Raw genomic sequence first — 15,890 nt, 5'->3', positions numbered from 1 at the left:
TCGAACTGCTGGTGGACCAGCATTTCGAGCCGCTGCGGCGGCTGGCCGGCGGCGCGCCGGGCGCCGCACCGGTCGACGCGCTGCTGGCGCGCGTGGGCGACTTCTATAAGGAACTGAGCACGCTCGACAGCGGCCTGGGCGGCGTCCAGATGACGGGCCTGGCCTCGGCCGCCAGCCTGAAGGCCGAGGCGGACGGTCTGCCGTCGCCGCTCGCGGGCATTGTGCGCCAGCTGGTAGGCAGCGCGTCCGGCCAGGTGTCGGCAGCGGGCGGCCGCGCCGCGCTGGCCGGGGCCCAGGCCGCCTCGGCGTTCTGCGACAAGGCCATCAGCGGGCGCTACCCGTTCGTCCACGCGGCCCAGGCCGAGGTCACGCCCGAGGACTTTGCCGCCGTGTTCGCACCCGGTGGCGACCTTGACCGCTACTTCCAGACCAACCTGGCCAGCCAGGTCGATACCGCCGGCCCCGTCTGGCGGACCCGGAACGGCGGCGCTGGCGTGGCCGCGGTCCCCGCCGCGACGCTGCGCCAGTTCCAGCACGCCGATACGCTGCGCAAGGCGTTCTTCCGCGCCGGCCAGCTGGCCGCATCGGCCGAGCTGCTGCTGGTGTCGTCCGATGCCGGACCGGCCGTGCTCGAGTACGACGGCGAACAGCACCGGGTGGAGCCCGGCCAGGGCGCGGTGCGCCTGAAATGGCCGGCCCAGCACCCGGCGGCCCAGGCGCGGCTGGTGCTGGCAGGTAAAGGCGGGACGGTGGCCGGCGAGGGCAACTGGGCGCTGTTCCGCCTGTTCGACCAGGGGGAGGCCGAACCGGGCGCCACTCCCGAGCGGCTGCGCCTGCATTACCTCATCAATGGCAACAAGCTGGTGCTGGAGCTGCGTGCCAGCAGCGTGCTCAACCCGTTCCGGCTGGACGCGCTGGCGAGCTTCCAGTGCCCCGGGCGCGCGACCCTTCCGCTTACGGCGCAGCGCAGCGCACAAGGAGTCTGACCATGCCCCTGTTCGAACTCGATGCCCTGCTGGCGCCGGTCGACGAGGACCAGCCGTGCGGCCCCGACCTGGAAGGCGAGCCGGAGTATGCCGCGCTCGAACTGCTGGCCCATCCCACGCCGGAGCGCATGGTGCGCGTGCGCGACCCGTCCAGCGGCCGCGAGGTCAGCAAGATCATCGAAGGGCGCGAGGCCGATCCGCACGCGGTGCTGGCGGCGGCGCTGGCGCTGCTGGCGCGCAGCCGCGACCTGCGTGTGACGATGCTCCTGCTGCCTGCCGCCACGCGGGTCGCGGGCCTGGCCGGGTATGCCGACACGGTGCGGCTGATGCTGGGGCTGTGCCGCCAGCACTGGAGCAGCGTCCACCCGCAGCTCGACCCCGAGGACGAATTCGACCCGACCATGCGCCTGAACATTTTGGCTGCCTGCGCCGACGCGCAGTACGGCCTGCTGGCGCTGCGCGCCGCCCCGCTGGCCGAGGCGCGCGCGGTCGGGCGCTTCACCTTGCGCGACCTGGAGGCGGCGGCCGGCGATCGCGGCGCGGGCACGGGCCAGCCCGGTGTCACACGCGAATCGCTGCTGGCCGCATGCCAGCAGGGCGACCAGCAGGAACTGGCGGCGCGGCTGGCACACGCAAGCGCTGCGCTCGCCGACCTGGCCGCGCTCGAGGCGCTGCTGCAGCAGGAAACCGGGCGCGCACCCGAGGTGGCGCTGGCGCGGCGGCTGCTGCAGCAAGCGGTGGCCCTGTACCGCGAAGCGGCCGGCGCCGGTTCCGATAGCGCCGAGGGGCAAGCCGCCGAGGATGGCGCCGCCGCGCCGCTCAATCGGGCGGGGACGCCAGCCAGCCGCGCCGATGCGCAGCGCCTGCTGGTGCAGGCCTGTGAATTCCTCGAACGTGCCGAGCCGGCCCATCCGGCACCGCTCTTGGTGCGGCGCGCGATCCGCCTGCTCGACATGAACTTCCTCCAAATCATGCAAGACCTCACACCCCAGTCCGTGGCGGAGATCGAGCGCCTGGGTGGACCCGGGCGAAGCTAGGGCTGCACCAACCGATGCCAACCACTTTCACGTTAGTCAACAAGGGAGCCAGCATGAAAACAAGCAGTCAGAAATTTATCGCGCGCAACCGCGCGCCCCGGGTCCAGATCGAGTACGAATTGGAAGACTACGGTTCGAAGAAGAAGGTGCAGCTGCCCTTCATCATGGGGGTGCTGGCCGACCTATCGGGCAAGTCGACCGAGGTGCTGCCGCCGGTGGCCGAGCGCAAGTTCCTCGAGATCGACTGCGACAACTTCGACGAACGCATGAAGTCGATGAAGCCGCGCGTGGCCTTCCACGTGCCCAACACCCTGACCGGCGAGGGCCAACTGGGGATCGACATCACGTTCGAGAGCATCGAGGACTTCTCGCCGGCGACGATCGCGCGCAAGGTCGATGCCCTGAACAAGCTGCTGACGGCGCGCACCGAGCTGTCGAACCTGCTGACCTACATGGACGGCAAGACCGGCGCCGAGGAGCTGATCCAGCAGATCCTGCAGGACCCCGCACTCATGGCCTCGCTGGCGGCCGCGCCGAAACCCACCGAATGAGCGGCGCGCCGCCCATCGACCCCACTTCATAGGACCCATCATGGCAGAACTTGAACGACAAGAACAAGGCGCGCTTGACGCCGCCGTGCGGCAGGACGACTTTGCCACGCTGCTCGAGCGTGAATTCAAGCCCAAATCGGAAGCGGCCAGCCACGCCGTGCAATCCGCGGTGCGCACCCTCGCGGAGCAGGCTTTGGCCGACACCGCAATCGTGTCGAACGACGCGATGAAATCGATTCAGGCGATCGTCGCCGCGATCGACAAGAAGCTGACTGATCAGATCAACCTGATCCTGCATCACCCGGAGTACCAGCAGCTCGAATCGGCCTGGCTCGGCCTGCACTACCTGACCAGCAACACCGAGACCGACGAGCACCTGAAGATCCGGGTGGCCAACATCACCAAGAAAGAGCTGCACAAGACGCTCAAGAAATACAAGGGCGTGGCCTGGGACCAGAGCCCGCTGTTCAAGCAGATCTACGAGCAGGAGTACGGTCAGCTGGGGGGCCAGCCCTACGGCTGCCTGGTGGGCGACTACCATTTCGACCATTCGCGGCCTGACGTCGAGCTGCTGGGCGAACTGGCCAAAAACGCGGCCGCGGCGCATTGCCCGTTCATCGCCGGCGCCAGCCCGACCACGATGCAGATGGATTCGTGGCAGGAGCTGTCGAACCCGCGCGACCTGACCAAGATCTTCGAGACCCCGGAATACGGCGGCTGGCGCATGCTGCGCGAATCGGAGGACGCGCGTTACGTCGGGCTGGCGATGCCGCGCTTCCTGGCGCGGCTGCCGTACGGCGCCCGCACCAACCCGGTCGATGCCTTCGACTTCGAGGAGCAGACCGACGGCCCCACCCACGCCAACTATGCGTGGGCCAACTCCGCCTATGCCATGGCGGTCAACATCAACCGTTCGTTCAAGGTCTACGGCTGGTGCTCGTCGATCCGCGGCGTGACCTCCGGCGGCGCGGTGCCGAACCTGCCGACCCACACCTTCCCGACCGACGACGGCGGGGTGGACATGAAATGCCCGGTCGAAATCGGGATCAGCGACCGCCGCGAGGCCGAGCTGGCCAAGAACGGCTTCATGCCGCTGATCCACCGCAAGAACACCGACGAAGCGGTGTTCATGGGCGCGCAGTCGCTGCACAAGCCGGCCCTGTTCGATGACGTGGACGCGACCGCCAACGCCAACATCGGCGCGCGCCTGCCCTACCTGTTCGCGGTGTCGCGCTTCGCCCACTACCTCAAGTGCATGGTGCGCGACAAGGTCGGCACGTTCAAGAGCGCAGCCGACATGCAGCAGGACTTGCACGAATGGATCATGCAATACGTCGACGGCGACCCGTTGACGTCGTCCCAGGAAACCAAGGCGCAGCGGCCGCTGGCGGCGGCCGAGGTGACCGTTTCCGAGGTCGAGGAGAACCCCGGCTATTACAACGCCACGTTTTTCCTCCGGCCTCATTACCAATTGGAAGGCATGTCGGTGTCGTTGCGACTGGTTTCCAAGCTCCCCTCAGCCAAGGCAGCTTGACCGCGCCCGGCTGATCCACCGTAGTTCTCACCATAGATAAGGAAAAAATCATGGCACAAGACATATTCCTGAAAATCGACGGCATCCCGGGCGAGTCCCTGGATGCGAAGCATGCCGGCGAAATTCAGGTGCTCGACTGGGGGTTCGGCGTTTCCCAGACCGGTGACTTCCATGTCGGCAGCGGCGGCGGCGCAGGCAAGGCCAGCTTCAGGGACTTCCAGTTCGACCATCGCGTCGACAAGTCGTCGCCGCGCCTGTTCCTGGCCTGCGCCAGCGGCGAGCATATCAAGAGTGCGACGCTGACCGTGCGCAAGGCCGGCAAGGAGCAGCATGAGTACATGAAGATCAACTTCACCGACCTCCTGATTTCGAACATCCAGGACGGCGGCAGCTCCAGCAGCCCCGAGCTGCCGACCCAGACCGTGACCATCGCGTTTTCCAAGGTCGAGTTCGAATATCGCCCGCAAAAGGCCGATGGTTCGCTCGATGCCGCCATTAAGCATGGCTGGGACCTGAAGAAGAACGAGAAGGTCTGACGGCTGACCTGTGTCCGGCCAGCGCTTATCTAGCTGGCCGGTTCCTTCGATTGGACGAGGATTGAGTGATGATGCACGAGCGGGGGCATGAGCGGGTACGTGAGCGCCTGCAGCCGAGCCTGATCGAGCGGCTGACCGACGACGCGCCGGAGCAGCGCAGCGAGGCGCCCGGATCGCAGCAGGCCACCCTGGCCCAGCTGCGCGCGAGCGTGCTGCGCAACCTGGCCAGCCTGCTTAACGCGGTGGCCCACGATGCCGACCGCTGGCTGGACGCCTATCCCGAGGTGCGGTGCTCGGCGCTGAACTACGGCCTGCCGGCGCTGGCAGGGCGGGTTGCGTCGACCATCGAGCTGCGCAGCCTGGAGCGCGAGCTGCGGCTGGCGGTGCTGCGGTTCGAGCCGCGACTGTTGTCCGACAGCGTGCGGGTGAGCGTGCTCGACGACGAACCCGGTGCGTGCGGCCACAACGTGATCGCGTTTCGCATCGAGGCGCAACTGTGGGCGCAGCCGGCGCCGCTCGCGTTCAGCCTGCACACCCGGCTCGATCTGGAGAGCGGGCAGTGCACGGTGGAGGAAGGCCAGCTTGCGAGGTGGCCGCGATGAACCCGCAGTTCTACGACTACTACAATCAGGAACTCGTGCACGTGCGCGAGATGGCGGCCGAGTTTGCGCGCGAGTTCCCGAAGATCGCCGGCCGGCTGGCGCTGGACGGAACCGAGTGCGCCGACCCCTATGTGGAGCGGCTGCTGGAAGGTTTCGCTTTCATGGCGGCGCGCGTGCAGCTCAAGCTGGACGCCGAGTTCCCGGCCTTCGTCCAGCACCTGGCGGAGGTGGTGTTCCCCGGCTACCTGGCGCCGGTGCCGCCGATGACGGTGGTGCGCTTCGACCCCGACATGGATGACGCCGCGCTGCTTGCCGGCGTGCCCGTGCCACGCGGGACGGTGCTGCGTGGCGGGCTGGGAGAAGGCGCTCAAACCCGGCCCGAGTTCCGTACCGCCCACCCGGTGGTGCTCTGGCCGCTGCAGGTGCTGGAAGCGAAGCTGGCCGCCTATCCGCCCGAGTTGCCGCGCCAGCTGGCGCTGCCGGACGGGATCGCGGGCGCGCTGCACCTGCGGTTGCGCCTGCACGGCGACGCGTCGTTCAGCCAGCTGCCGCTCGACGAGCTGGTGTTCCACCTGGCCGAAGACGAGGGCCTGGCCACGCGCCTGTACGAGCACCTGTTCGCCGGCTGCCTGGGCGTCGTGCTGGGCACGGCCGGCAAGCCGCCGCACGCGCTGCTCGGGCCTGGCGCGCTGCAACCGGTGGGCTTTAGCGACGACGAGGCGCTCCTGCCGCCGCCCGCGCGCTCGTTGCGCGGCTACCGCCTGCTGCGCGAATACGCGGCGTTTCCGGCGCGCTTCCTGTTCTTCCGCCTGGCCGGGCTGCGCGCGGCGCTGGCCGGCTGCCATGGCCGCGAGCTTGACATCATCGTGCTGCTCGGGCGGGTCGATTCGCAGCTGGAGCCCCTGGTCGATGCGCGCCATTTCAGCCTGCATGCGACCCCGGCGGTGAACCTGTTCACCAAGCGCCTGGACCGCATCCACCTGGACGCGCGCCAGGTCGATTACCACGTGGTCCCGGACCGCGCACGCCCACTCGATTTCGAGGTGTTCCAGGTGAACGCGGTCAGCGGCTTCACCAGGGACGGCGAGGGCGAGCGCCAGCTGCGTGCGCTCTATGCCAGCATCGAGCGCGATGACGGACATGGCGATGGGTTCTACGTGCTGCGGCGCGAGGCCCGGGTCAGGCCGGTGCCGCACAAGCGGCAGACGCCGGACCGCTACATCGGCACCGAAGTGTTCGTAAGCCTGGTCGAAACTGCCGCCCCCCCGTTCGGCGCCGACCTGGCGCAGTTGTCGGTGGAGGCACTGTGCAGCAATCGCGACCTGGCGCAGCGCATGCCGGTGGGGCTGCCACGCGGCGACTTTGCGGCCGACGTGTCGCTGCCGGTTACCGCGATCCGCTGCCTGCGCCGCCCGTCGGCGCCGGTGCCGCCGGCACTGGACGGCGCTTGCGCCTGGAAGGTGATCAGCCACCTGTCGCTCAACTATCTGTCGCTGAACGATACCTCGCCCGTAGAAGGTGCGGTGGCGCTGCGCCAGATGCTGGAGCTGTACGGCCTCGATCCACAGTCGGCGATGCGCAAGCAGCTCGAAGGAATCCGGGCCGTGCGCGTGGCCCCGGTCGTGCGGCGCGTGCCGGCGCGCGGCCCGGTGACGATGGGGCGCGGGCTGGAAATCGAACTGACCTGCGACGAGCGCTCGTTCGAGGGATCGACACCGTTCCTGCTGGCCAGCGTGCTGGAACAGTTTTTCACCCGCCATGCGGCGATCAACTCCTTTACCGAAACCGTCCTGCGCACGAGCGCGCGGGGGGAGATCATGCGATGGAAACCGAGGTTCGGACAACGGCCGGTGCTGTAGCGGCCACCCGGGGGCGGCGTGGGTACGCGCCAGGCGGCGCGGTGCCGGTGCGCGACCCTGCGGCCCTGTTGGCCGAGGCCAGCGCCGCGCCGCACGGCTACCAGCTGTTCGCACTGCTGCGCCTGTTCGAGTGCGCCCATCCCGACCTGCCGCGTTTAGGCCGCGCCAAGCGCCCATGCGACGAAGCGCTGCGCCTGGGCCAGGACCCGTCGCTGAAATTCGCCGCCGCCGCCATCACGCGCATCGAGCCTGCTACCGGGCCGCGCCCGCCGCGCCTGGTGCAGCGCGTGCTGGGCCTGTTCGGCAGCAATGGCGCGCTGCCGACGTCACTGAGCGAATACGCGTTCGAGCGGCTGCACCACGCGCAGGACCGGGCCTTCGTGCGCTTCGCCGACATCTTCCACCACCGGATGCTGAGCCTGTTCTACCGGGCGTGGGCGGCGAGCCAGCCGGCGATCAGCCTGGACCGGCCGGATGAGGATCTCTTCGGCAGGTGGATCGCTGCCCTGTGCGGCCTCGGAATTCCGGCGCTGCGCGGGCGCGACTCGGTCAGCGACTTCGTCAAGCTCGGCCACGCGGGAATCTTCGGGCATCAGGTCAAGAGCGCCGAGGGCCTGCAGATCGTGCTGGCCAATTACTTGGGCGTGCCGGTGCGGATCGAGCAATGGCGCGGCCACTGGCTTGGCATCCCGCGCTCCGAGCGCAGCCGCATCGGCTGCGTGAATGCCTTTGCCTGCCTCGGTGAAGACCTGGTCATCGGCGAGCGGCTGTGGGATTGCCAGGCGAAGTTCCGCATCGTGCTGGGCCCGCTCGGATTCGATGACTACCAGCGCTTCCTGCCGGACGGGCGCAGCCACCAGAAGCTGGCCGATCTAGTGCGCCTCTACACGGGGGACGGACTGGCGTGGGAGTTGCAGTTGGTGCTGAAACAGCCGCAGGTGCCGCAGTTCTGGCTCGGCAATCCGGTGCTTCTGGGTTACACCATGTGGCTGGGCGTGCGGCTGGACGGGCGTGACGCGGACGATCTCGTGCTGGGCGGGGGCATGGGTGTGGAGGCTGGCGGCAATTTCGCCAGCGGTGATGGTGATTACGGCGGCGAGCAGAAGTTCGCGTACGGGTACGACTGAGCCACAGGACGACCACCATGAGCAGAATTCTCGAAATCAATACACCTCTGGGCGCGGAAAACACCCTGCTGACTGCCATGACTGGCACGGAAAGCCTGGGTGTCCTGCCCGAGTACCGGCTGACCTTGGTCAGCAAACGCGGCAACCTTACCGCCGCGGACTTGTTGGGCAAGAATGTCACGGCCGGGGTCGAGTTGCCGGGCCGGCAGGAAATGCGCTATTTCAACGGTTACATCACGCACTTCAGTGAAGCCGGCACCAGCGCCGCCACCTGGTTCGAGGGCACCCCCGTTGCTCACCAGTACGAGCTGACGATGCACCCGTGGCTGTGGTTTCTTACGCGCCGGGCGAACTTTCGCATTTTTCAGAACAAGACGGTGCCGCAGATCGTGCAGGAGGTGTGTGGCGAATACCCGTTCGCCCAGCTTGAGCTGAAACTGAGCGGCACCTACGCGGTGTGGGAATACTGCTGCCAGTACCGTGAGAGCGACTTCAACTTCGTGCTCCGCCTGCTTGAGCAGGAAGGCATCTACTTCAGCTTCAAGCACGAAAACGGCAAGCACACGATGGTGTTGTTCGACGACAACGGCAGGCACACGCCACGCGATGGCTATGCCGAGATCGCTTATGACGTGGACGGGACCGGATACGAGCAGCGCGAGCACATCACGATGTGGAGCGCGAGCCGCAGCGTGCAGCCAGGGCGGTACACGCTGAACGACTTCGATTTCAAGAAGCCCGACGTCAGCCTGATCAGCACGTTGGGAAAGGCGCTGCCACACGACATGTCCGGGTTCGAATTGTTCGATTTTCCCGGCGAATACGAGACTGTGTCGGAGGGCAGCAGGTACGCCCAGGTTCGCCTGGAAGAAATGCATGCGCGGCACGAAGTGTTCATGGCCGCCGGATCGGTACGCGGCATAGAGTCCGGCTGCAAGTTCAAGCTCGCGAATCATCCGGACGAAAGCTTCAATCGCGAGTACCTCATCACTACCGCGCGCTTCACCATCATCAACAACCAGGCATCCTCCAGCGGTGGGGCGGGCGGCCAATTCCATTGCACCTTCGAGGCGCTCGACTTGCGCACGCAGTTCCGGCCGCCACGGGTCACCCCGCGCCCGGCGGTGCAAGGGCCGCAGACCGCGATCGTGGTCGGTCCCCCAGGTGAGGAAATCCACGTCGACGAACACGGCCGCGTCAAATTGCAGTTCCAGTGGGACCGTTACAATCAAGCGGATGACAAGAGCTCGTGCTGGGTAAGGGTGTCGCAGCCGTGGTCTGGCAAAGGCTGGGGTGCGCTGTTCCTGCCGCGCGTGGGCCACGAGGTGATCGTCCAATTCATCGACGGCGATCCCGATCATCCGATCGTGGTCGGGCGGGTGCACAACGGCCAGTCGATCCCGCCATGGTCGATGAAAGACCAGAAGACACGGTCCGGTTTCCGGACGCGTACCGAAAAGGGTGGCGCATCGAACTTCAACGAGCTGAGCTTCGACGACAAGAAGGGTGCGGAAGAGATCTACCTGCACGCCGAGCGCAACCACGTCCTGCGTGTCAAGAACAACCGCGTCGAAGAGATCGGCAATGAAAGCCACCTGACGGTGCAAAAGGACGTGTTCGTCAACCTGAAGGCCGACCTGCACGAGCAGGTGACCGGTGACCACAACAACGGGGTGGACGGTACGTTTTCGCTCAAGGTCGGGCAGGACTGGCAGACCAAGGCGGGCCTCAAGTTCGCTGTGGACGCCGGGCGGGAAATCCATCTGAAGGCGGGCGTGAACGTGGTGATCGAGGCCGGTGCTTCGATCTCGCTGAAGGTTGGCGGCAGCTTCGTGTCGATCCATCCGGGCGGAGTCGATATCGAAGGCCCGCTGGTCAAGGTCAACTCGGGAGGCAGCCCTGGTTCAGGATCCGGCGCCGCGCCCATTGCCCCCAAGGCCGCGCAGAGGCCGCGCGGGTCGAAGGGCGGCACCAACATGAAGCCGGTGCGGCCGAAGAAGCCGGATGTGTATTCGCCAAAGGCGACGGCAATGAAGCTTGCGTGGACGGCTGGGGCGCCGTTCTGCGAACAATGCCAAAACGCCTCGGCGCAGCCTCTACTGCCGGCCGTGAACACTTCGGCAAGCAAGGTAGCCAGCAACCTCGACAAGGCAGACAATCTTTTAGCGCAGGCGAGAAAGAGCCTGGTCGGTGCAATACCGTTCATCGGGAAGGACTTGGCTGAAGATGGTGGTGATGATTTACTGAAGGTTATCGATCCCTACCAAGCAGCGGTTGATGCAACACGTTCAGCAACGAAAGGGGATTATCTTGCCGCAGGAGTGGCCGCAGCTTCGGTGGTCGTGCGCCCCGCAAAGGCTGCCGGCCGATTTGCTACGGAGGGCGTCGTTATCACCGAGAAGGGCTTGGCATTGGTCGAGCAGAATCTGGCCCGGTTTGAACGCTGGGCGCCGAACGAAGCCATCGTACAGAGCTTGCGCGAGTCTATGCTCAAAGGAGCGCGAGCGTATGGCTCGGAAGCCAACTTCTATTTGCATGAAATTGCCGAAAACACGGGGCGCTTGAATGGCCTAAACTATTTTGAGGCTCACGCAGCGGCGCTGAAAAAATACGAGGCGTCGGAATTCATGCTATACGGCGAAAAGGTAATTCGCCAGTTCCCATCCGAATTCAACAAAACTTTTCGAAAATTTTGGGGTATGAAAAATGATTGAATTAAAGCTATCGAAAGAGCGCGAGGCGCGTATCTGGTTCGAAAATTTTCCTCGAGCTACGGTTGGCGGGCACGTACGGGAATACAGTCGATTGATCGACGGACGTGTTGTCGCTCCTATCCACCAACATTGCACGCTGGAGCTTTTCGTGCCGTTAGGTGGACGTTTCAACTATGGCCTGTTGGGGTGCCAGATTGAAGCACCGGCGATGCAGGCGACGACAGTAGTAGTTGATGCTAGTCATCAGCGTACCGAATCTTTTACTGGTTCACTCGCCCATCGCGTTGAACTGGTCCATTGGGGATTGGACAGTGAGTTCGTGGACTCTGTGTTTGAGGGCGCAGCTCGCGGAATCGCTGAATATGGCCGCCCTTCTGGGCGAATTCACTTTAATGTTGCCGCTCATGGTGACGTGGGTGCCACAGCCAAAATGTTCAGCCGGCTTGCACGGCTTGTGATAGCTCTCGTGGTCGTCCCAGGTTCAGATCGCGAGACAGTATCCCGCCATCTCGAAACTTATTTGCTGGAATAGCTGAACAGGAATTGATGGCGGTGAAAGGATTGTGCATTTCTGTTTCCAGGCTTTAATAAAGAGTTATCGCCTTTTGCGTTCGCGGTGGCACCGCTGTATTCGAGTGGAGAGTGACCGAAAATGACATTAACGATTCAACAGAAGGCCAAGCTGGCCTCCCATGTCTGGCAAGGCCCCGGTTACGTGACCTTCGCCTTGCTCGACGGCGCTGGCATCCCGGACCTGCTCGATCGGCTTTATGGCACCGACGCCCTGGAGTTCGAATGTCTCTACAGCGGCGAACTGGAGCCAAGCGTCGCGGAAGTCGCTCCCTACATCGCGCGGCTGGAAAGAGGCTCAGATTTTGCCTCGTGGGTGCTGGGCGATTGGGGAGCAAGCCGAGGGATCTTCGCTCAGGTCACCGAAGACGTTGGCCTGCCTCAGCTGCGCCGCCACTTCCGCAAGCTCAACATGGTCTACCGCGACGACGGCAGGCCGGTTTTATTTCGTTACTACGATCCCCGCGTCATGTTCCAGTTCCTGCCCCTGTGCAATGAGGCCCAGCTAAAAGAGATGTTCGGGCCGGTATCGCGCTACATCGTCGAGCGCGGCCCGTCGGGGGCAGGTGCGGCGCTGTCGGCGCCGGGCCGCGAACTGGTACAGGAAATGTTCGAATAGGGGGAAAGCATGGCACTGCACGTATGCGCTGGGGCGACGCTCAAATGCAGCCTTGGCCTGACACCGAGCACGATGGTGATTTTGCCGTTGCACCGGATGCTGACGAATGGCAAACCGGCCGCAAATATCGGCGATCATGTCCCGCTGCTGAACATTTTGCCGTTTGGCGTGTGCCAGCTCACCCGGCTTCCTTGCGTGCCGGCTACTCCCGCGCCCTGGGTAGTGGGTGCGCCGAATGCCATCGTGGACAACCTTCCGTTGCTGAACGATTCCAGCATCCTGAACTGCATGCTGGGCGGGATCGTTGAGGTCGTCAGGGCGGGACAAAGCACCGAACTGGTACCGTGACCGGGAGCGCCGACCATGCCGATCAGTGTAACTGTCAAAGACGTGGAAACCGGCGCGCCCGCCTGGCAGGCGGTGTTGCCTGAGCCGGTAGCCACGATCGGTCGCAACGCGACCTGCGACCTGGTACTGAAGGACCCGGAGAAGCACATCTCGCGCCTGCACGCGAGTATCGAGCTGCGCACCGGCGCCCACTATCTCCTTGTTCATTCGAAGATCAACCCGGTCCTGGTCGATGGCATGCTGTGCCAGCCGGGCAGCGTGTTGGCCTTGCATGACGGGAGTGTGGTCGTCATGCACCCGTTCGAGCTGACCATGCACGCCGAGCTGGCCGCCGCGCTGCCTGCAGCAAGTGACGGCGCCTTTGCCTGGCTCGGCGAGCGCCAGCCGCCAGCGCTCGATGCCGATCCGTTCAACCTCGATGTGCGTGCCAGCCGCGCACAGCCCGCGGCACCGCAGCCCGATCCTTTCTGGCGGCCAGCGCCGCCACGTTCCGCGCGCCTGGTCGACGATATCGAGAGCAGCCTGGCGCTGAATGCATCGCCGAACCTCGATCCGCTGGCGTTGCTCGACAAATTGGAGGCGAATGGACGCCCAGTGCCGCTCGATGCGCTGCTGGGAGATATCGGCAGCGGCACGCGCGGCCCATTGGTCGAGTTCGCTGGCCGCAAGCGGGAGCGGGAAGACATCGCCTTCGCACCCGAGCACGTGCATGACGTTAACCTGCCGTTCCCCCCACCTGCCTGTTCGCCGCCTGCAGTGGCCCAGTCCCCGGCCAACCCGGCCGTTCCCGAACTCGACTGGCTCGACGAACTGCCACCTGCGGCCATCGGCGCAACACCCACGGCGGGCGAACCCTGCCTCCCCCGAGCGCCAACGCCGGAATCGGACTCGCCCGCGCTCGATGCCGGAGCCGTCGAAGCGTTCATGCGCGGGCTCGGCTGCCCTGCATTCGAGGTGCCCCCCGGACAGGAAATGGAATTTTTCGAGAAGGCCGGCGAAATCATGCAGGTGGCGGTGCAGGGTCTGGTGACCTTGCTGTTATCGCGAGGCGAAATCAGGGGGGAACTGCGCGCCGAGGAGCGGACGATGGTGGCTGCCAGCGCCAACAACCCGCTCAAGTTCGTCGATGGCGGGGGCGAAGCCTTGCGCTACCTGTTGGATCCGTCCGCAGCCCAGCCGGGCGCCTTCCTGCCCCCAGTGAAGGCGATCGAAGAGGCGTGTGGCGAGCTGGTCGCGCATGAGCTGGGCATGCTGGCCGGCACGCGGGCGGCGGTCATCGGCGCGATCAGGCGCTTCGATCCGCAGGAGATCGAGCACAGCGCCGCCCCGGGACCCCGCTTCCTTGCGTGGCAGCGCAAGGCAAGGTTGTGGGAAGCGTATGTCGGACACCACGCGAAAGTGCAGGCCGACCTGGCCGACGACCTCCATCGTGTGTTCGAGCTCGACTTCCTGGCAGCCTACCGTGAACAGGTTCAGCGCGTAACCAAGAACTAGCTCTCCAAGCGATGAGACCATGATGCAACTTGGACGGTATAAGCTCGAGCGCGTGATCGGCCGCGGCGCAATGAGCGTCGTGTATGAAGGCTGGGACGAGAAGCTCAGGCGCAAGGTCGCAGTCAAGACGATCCTGAAAAGCCAGCTGCAGGGCACGGATATGGCAGCCGAATACACGGCGGGGTTCACCCTCGAAGCGCAGAACGCGGGCCAGCTGATCCATCCGAACATCGTCACCGTGTTTGACGTCGGCAACGAAGCCGGCGTGGCTTACCTGGTTTTGGAGCTCATCCACGGCAAGGAGCTGAAGGCCTATCTCGACGCCGGGCATCAGTTTGGCATCAGCGAGGCCGTCTTCATCGGGTGCCAGTTGCTGGAGGCGCTCGACTACGTGCATAGCAAAGGTATTTTTCATCGTGACATCAAGCCGGCCAATGTCATGTTGGAATCGGGGACAAACCGCGTGCGCCTGACGGACTTTGGCGTCGCCAGCATGTCGGGCCCGGCAGGCCTGGAAGGCACCGGGGCCGCCACCATGGTTGGCACACCGAGCTACATGGCGCCGGAACAGATCAAAGGATTGGCGGCTGGCACCGCGGCTGACCTGTTTGCCACCGGGGTGATGCTGTACCAGTGCCTCACGCTGCACAAGCCGTTCACCGGCGCAAGCGAATGGGATATCTGGCAGAGAATTGTCAACGAGGATCCGGTTCCCATGTCGCGCTACCGGGACGGAATACCGCCCGCCCTTGAGCATGCCGTGCAGCACGCATTGGCAAAGGACCCGCGTCACCGCCCGTCATCGGCCCGTGCAATGATCGATGAGCTAATGCAGGCAATCGGGGAGGGAGAATTCGATCCCGACGCCACGCGGATGGTCCGCGACGGCAGCCTGCGTCGGTCGTACGACGGTTTGCAATTCCTGCAACCGGCTCGTCCCGATGAAATGACTGCGGACCGGCTCCAGTTGGCGCTGGATCATGCGATGGAAGTTGAATTCTGGCGCAGCATCAAGGATAGCGGCGATCCGGAAGAGCTTCGCCCGTATCTGGCGCGTTACCCCGGCGGCCATTATGCCGACTTAGCCCGCCTCAAGATCGCCAGGCTGGCAGAAGCGGGCGCCGGCGGGGGGCTGGGCCTGGCGGCACAGCCCTTGCTGCTGGAGTCCCGGGCATACCCATGGCAGGAAGAGGAAGCACGGCAGCGCGCCGACGAGGAGCATGTACGTGAGGGTGCGCTCGACCGGATGGCTGAGCAGGAGCAAGCGCGCAGGGTGGCGGACGACGCGGCGCGCAAGGCCGCGGAAGAGATTGAGGACAGGGCGGCCAAAGAGGCGGCGCGTAGGCCAGCCGAGAAGCATCCGGCAGTGCGCAAGGCAGCACGAAGCGCGGCGCGCAAAGCGGCGGCGCGCAGGGCGAAGGACCTTGCTCGTGTCAAGCAGGAATGCGAGCAGTTTCAGCCAGAAGCAGCGAAAGCCCTGCCGGCGCCAAACGGTCCGGCATTGGCACCTGACGCACCAGAGCGCGCCAGCGCTGCGGCCGACGAAGTGGTCATGGAACAGCTCAGGGCTCAGCTGGCCGCGCCGGCAGCGTCAGCGCCTCAGTCCAGCCCCGATTGGACTATCCACAGCAAGCGTTCGCGCCTGTCAGCGATTGGTCTTGCCGGTGGCCTGCTGGTCAACGCAGTCATCCTTCTGGCGATTACATGGTTGTTTGAAGGATCGAGGCCCGTGTAGTCCAATAAAAAAGTTTGACAACGATCCGCCTGTTAATCAAGTACTTAGCTGCGGTCTCAAACACTGTCACTCATAATAAAGTTTGACAATGGAAAGGGTCAACTCGTCAATCTCAAAAAACTTTGTCTCGTCCTTAAATAGGTTGACGCGCCACGGCCTTTTTCGTTGCGCGTAAAGC

Annotated in this window: 14 protein-coding genes; all 14 read left to right on the top strand. The window is 64.9% G+C overall.

Going from position 1 to position 15,890, the window contains the following annotated elements; all coding sequences use genetic code 11:
- A partial coding sequence (locus E4O92_RS05350) for a type VI secretion IcmF C-terminal domain-containing protein (RefSeq protein WP_307721740.1) occupies positions 1-986 on the top strand: 986 nt, incomplete at its 5' end.
- Between the two features lie 2 nt (positions 987-988).
- Positions 989-2,023, top strand: coding sequence for a type VI secretion system protein TssA (gene tssA / locus E4O92_RS05345; RefSeq protein ID WP_135188721.1), 1,035 nt, complete (start codon positions 989-991; stop codon positions 2,021-2,023).
- Between the two features lie 53 nt (positions 2,024-2,076).
- Positions 2,077-2,574: a type VI secretion system contractile sheath small subunit gene (gene tssB / locus E4O92_RS05340; protein WP_135188720.1), complete on the top strand. Its 498-nt coding sequence runs from the start codon at positions 2,077-2,079 to the stop codon at positions 2,572-2,574.
- 40 nt (positions 2,575-2,614) lie between these two features.
- Entirely contained in the window at positions 2,615-4,108 is a 1,494-nt protein-coding gene (tssC, locus tag E4O92_RS05335) for a type VI secretion system contractile sheath large subunit (protein WP_135188719.1), read from the top strand.
- 50 nt (positions 4,109-4,158) lie between these two features.
- A complete protein-coding gene (locus E4O92_RS05330) occupies positions 4,159-4,644 on the top strand; it encodes an Hcp family type VI secretion system effector (RefSeq protein ID WP_135188718.1) in 486 nt (161 codons plus the stop codon).
- Positions 4,645-4,712: 68 nt separating this feature from the next.
- Complete coding sequence (tssE, locus tag E4O92_RS05325) at positions 4,713-5,246, top strand: type VI secretion system baseplate subunit TssE (protein WP_229483078.1); 534 nt, start codon at positions 4,713-4,715, stop codon at positions 5,244-5,246.
- Positions 5,243-7,105, top strand: coding sequence for a type VI secretion system baseplate subunit TssF (tssF, locus tag E4O92_RS05320; protein WP_135188717.1), 1,863 nt, complete (start codon positions 5,243-5,245; stop codon positions 7,103-7,105). The genes tssE and tssF overlap by 4 nt, the downstream gene beginning before the upstream one ends.
- The gene (gene tssG / locus E4O92_RS05315; protein WP_135188716.1) at positions 7,069-8,232 is read left to right on the top strand and encodes a type VI secretion system baseplate subunit TssG; all 1,164 of its coding nucleotides are present in this window, start codon (positions 7,069-7,071) and stop codon (positions 8,230-8,232) included. Before tssF ends, tssG begins: the two co-directional genes overlap by 37 nt.
- Positions 8,233-8,249: 17 nt before the next feature.
- Positions 8,250-10,946: a type VI secretion system Vgr family protein gene (locus E4O92_RS05310; RefSeq protein ID WP_135188715.1), complete on the top strand. Its 2,697-nt coding sequence runs from the start codon at positions 8,250-8,252 to the stop codon at positions 10,944-10,946.
- Positions 10,939-11,478: a hypothetical protein gene (locus tag E4O92_RS05305; protein ID WP_135188714.1), complete on the top strand. Its 540-nt coding sequence runs from the start codon at positions 10,939-10,941 to the stop codon at positions 11,476-11,478. Before E4O92_RS05310 ends, E4O92_RS05305 begins: the two co-directional genes overlap by 8 nt.
- A 120-nt stretch (positions 11,479-11,598) precedes the next feature.
- Complete coding sequence (locus tag E4O92_RS05300) at positions 11,599-12,135, top strand: DUF4123 domain-containing protein (protein ID WP_135188713.1); 537 nt, start codon at positions 11,599-11,601, stop codon at positions 12,133-12,135.
- A gap of 9 nt (positions 12,136-12,144) precedes the next feature.
- Complete coding sequence (locus tag E4O92_RS05295) at positions 12,145-12,483, top strand: DUF4280 domain-containing protein (protein WP_135188712.1); 339 nt, start codon at positions 12,145-12,147, stop codon at positions 12,481-12,483.
- Positions 12,484-12,498: 15 nt separating this feature from the next.
- Positions 12,499-13,977: a type VI secretion system-associated FHA domain protein TagH gene (gene tagH, locus E4O92_RS05290; RefSeq protein ID WP_135188711.1), complete on the top strand. Its 1,479-nt coding sequence runs from the start codon at positions 12,499-12,501 to the stop codon at positions 13,975-13,977.
- 19 nt (positions 13,978-13,996) lie between these two features.
- The gene (locus tag E4O92_RS05285) at positions 13,997-15,712 is read left to right on the top strand and encodes a serine/threonine-protein kinase (protein ID WP_135188710.1); all 1,716 of its coding nucleotides are present in this window, start codon (positions 13,997-13,999) and stop codon (positions 15,710-15,712) included.
- The last annotated feature ends 178 nt before the right edge of the window (positions 15,713-15,890 follow it).

The sequence above is a fragment of the Massilia horti genome (assembly GCF_004614195.1).
GTDB lineage: Bacteria > Pseudomonadota > Gammaproteobacteria > Burkholderiales > Burkholderiaceae_D > Telluria > Telluria horti.
The sequence above is the reverse complement of the archived record's forward strand: the minus strand, read 5'-3'. Positions and strand labels throughout refer to the sequence as shown.

Excerpts from the sequence above, each read along its gene's own strand:
- E4O92_RS05295 (WP_135188712.1), top strand. The coding sequence starts at position 12,145 with ATGGCACTGCACGTATGCGCTGGGGCGACGCTCAAATGCAGCCTTGGC.
- tssC (WP_135188719.1), top strand. The coding sequence starts at position 2,615 with ATGGCAGAACTTGAACGACAAGAACAAGGCGCGCTTGACGCCGCCGTG.
- E4O92_RS05285 (WP_135188710.1), top strand. The coding sequence starts at position 13,997 with ATGATGCAACTTGGACGGTATAAGCTCGAGCGCGTGATCGGCCGCGGC.
- E4O92_RS05310 (WP_135188715.1), top strand. The coding sequence starts at position 8,250 with ATGAGCAGAATTCTCGAAATCAATACACCTCTGGGCGCGGAAAACACC.
- tssF (WP_135188717.1), top strand. The coding sequence starts at position 5,243 with ATGAACCCGCAGTTCTACGACTACTACAATCAGGAACTCGTGCACGTG.
- tssA (WP_135188721.1), top strand. The coding sequence starts at position 989 with ATGCCCCTGTTCGAACTCGATGCCCTGCTGGCGCCGGTCGACGAGGAC.
- E4O92_RS05305 (WP_135188714.1), top strand. The coding sequence starts at position 10,939 with ATGATTGAATTAAAGCTATCGAAAGAGCGCGAGGCGCGTATCTGGTTC.
- E4O92_RS05300 (WP_135188713.1), top strand. The coding sequence starts at position 11,599 with ATGACATTAACGATTCAACAGAAGGCCAAGCTGGCCTCCCATGTCTGG.
- tssG (WP_135188716.1), top strand. The coding sequence starts at position 7,069 with ATGGAAACCGAGGTTCGGACAACGGCCGGTGCTGTAGCGGCCACCCGG.
- tssE (WP_229483078.1), top strand. The coding sequence starts at position 4,713 with ATGATGCACGAGCGGGGGCATGAGCGGGTACGTGAGCGCCTGCAGCCG.
- E4O92_RS05330 (WP_135188718.1), top strand. The coding sequence starts at position 4,159 with ATGGCACAAGACATATTCCTGAAAATCGACGGCATCCCGGGCGAGTCC.
- tagH (WP_135188711.1), top strand. The coding sequence starts at position 12,499 with ATGCCGATCAGTGTAACTGTCAAAGACGTGGAAACCGGCGCGCCCGCC.
- tssB (WP_135188720.1), top strand. The coding sequence starts at position 2,077 with ATGAAAACAAGCAGTCAGAAATTTATCGCGCGCAACCGCGCGCCCCGG.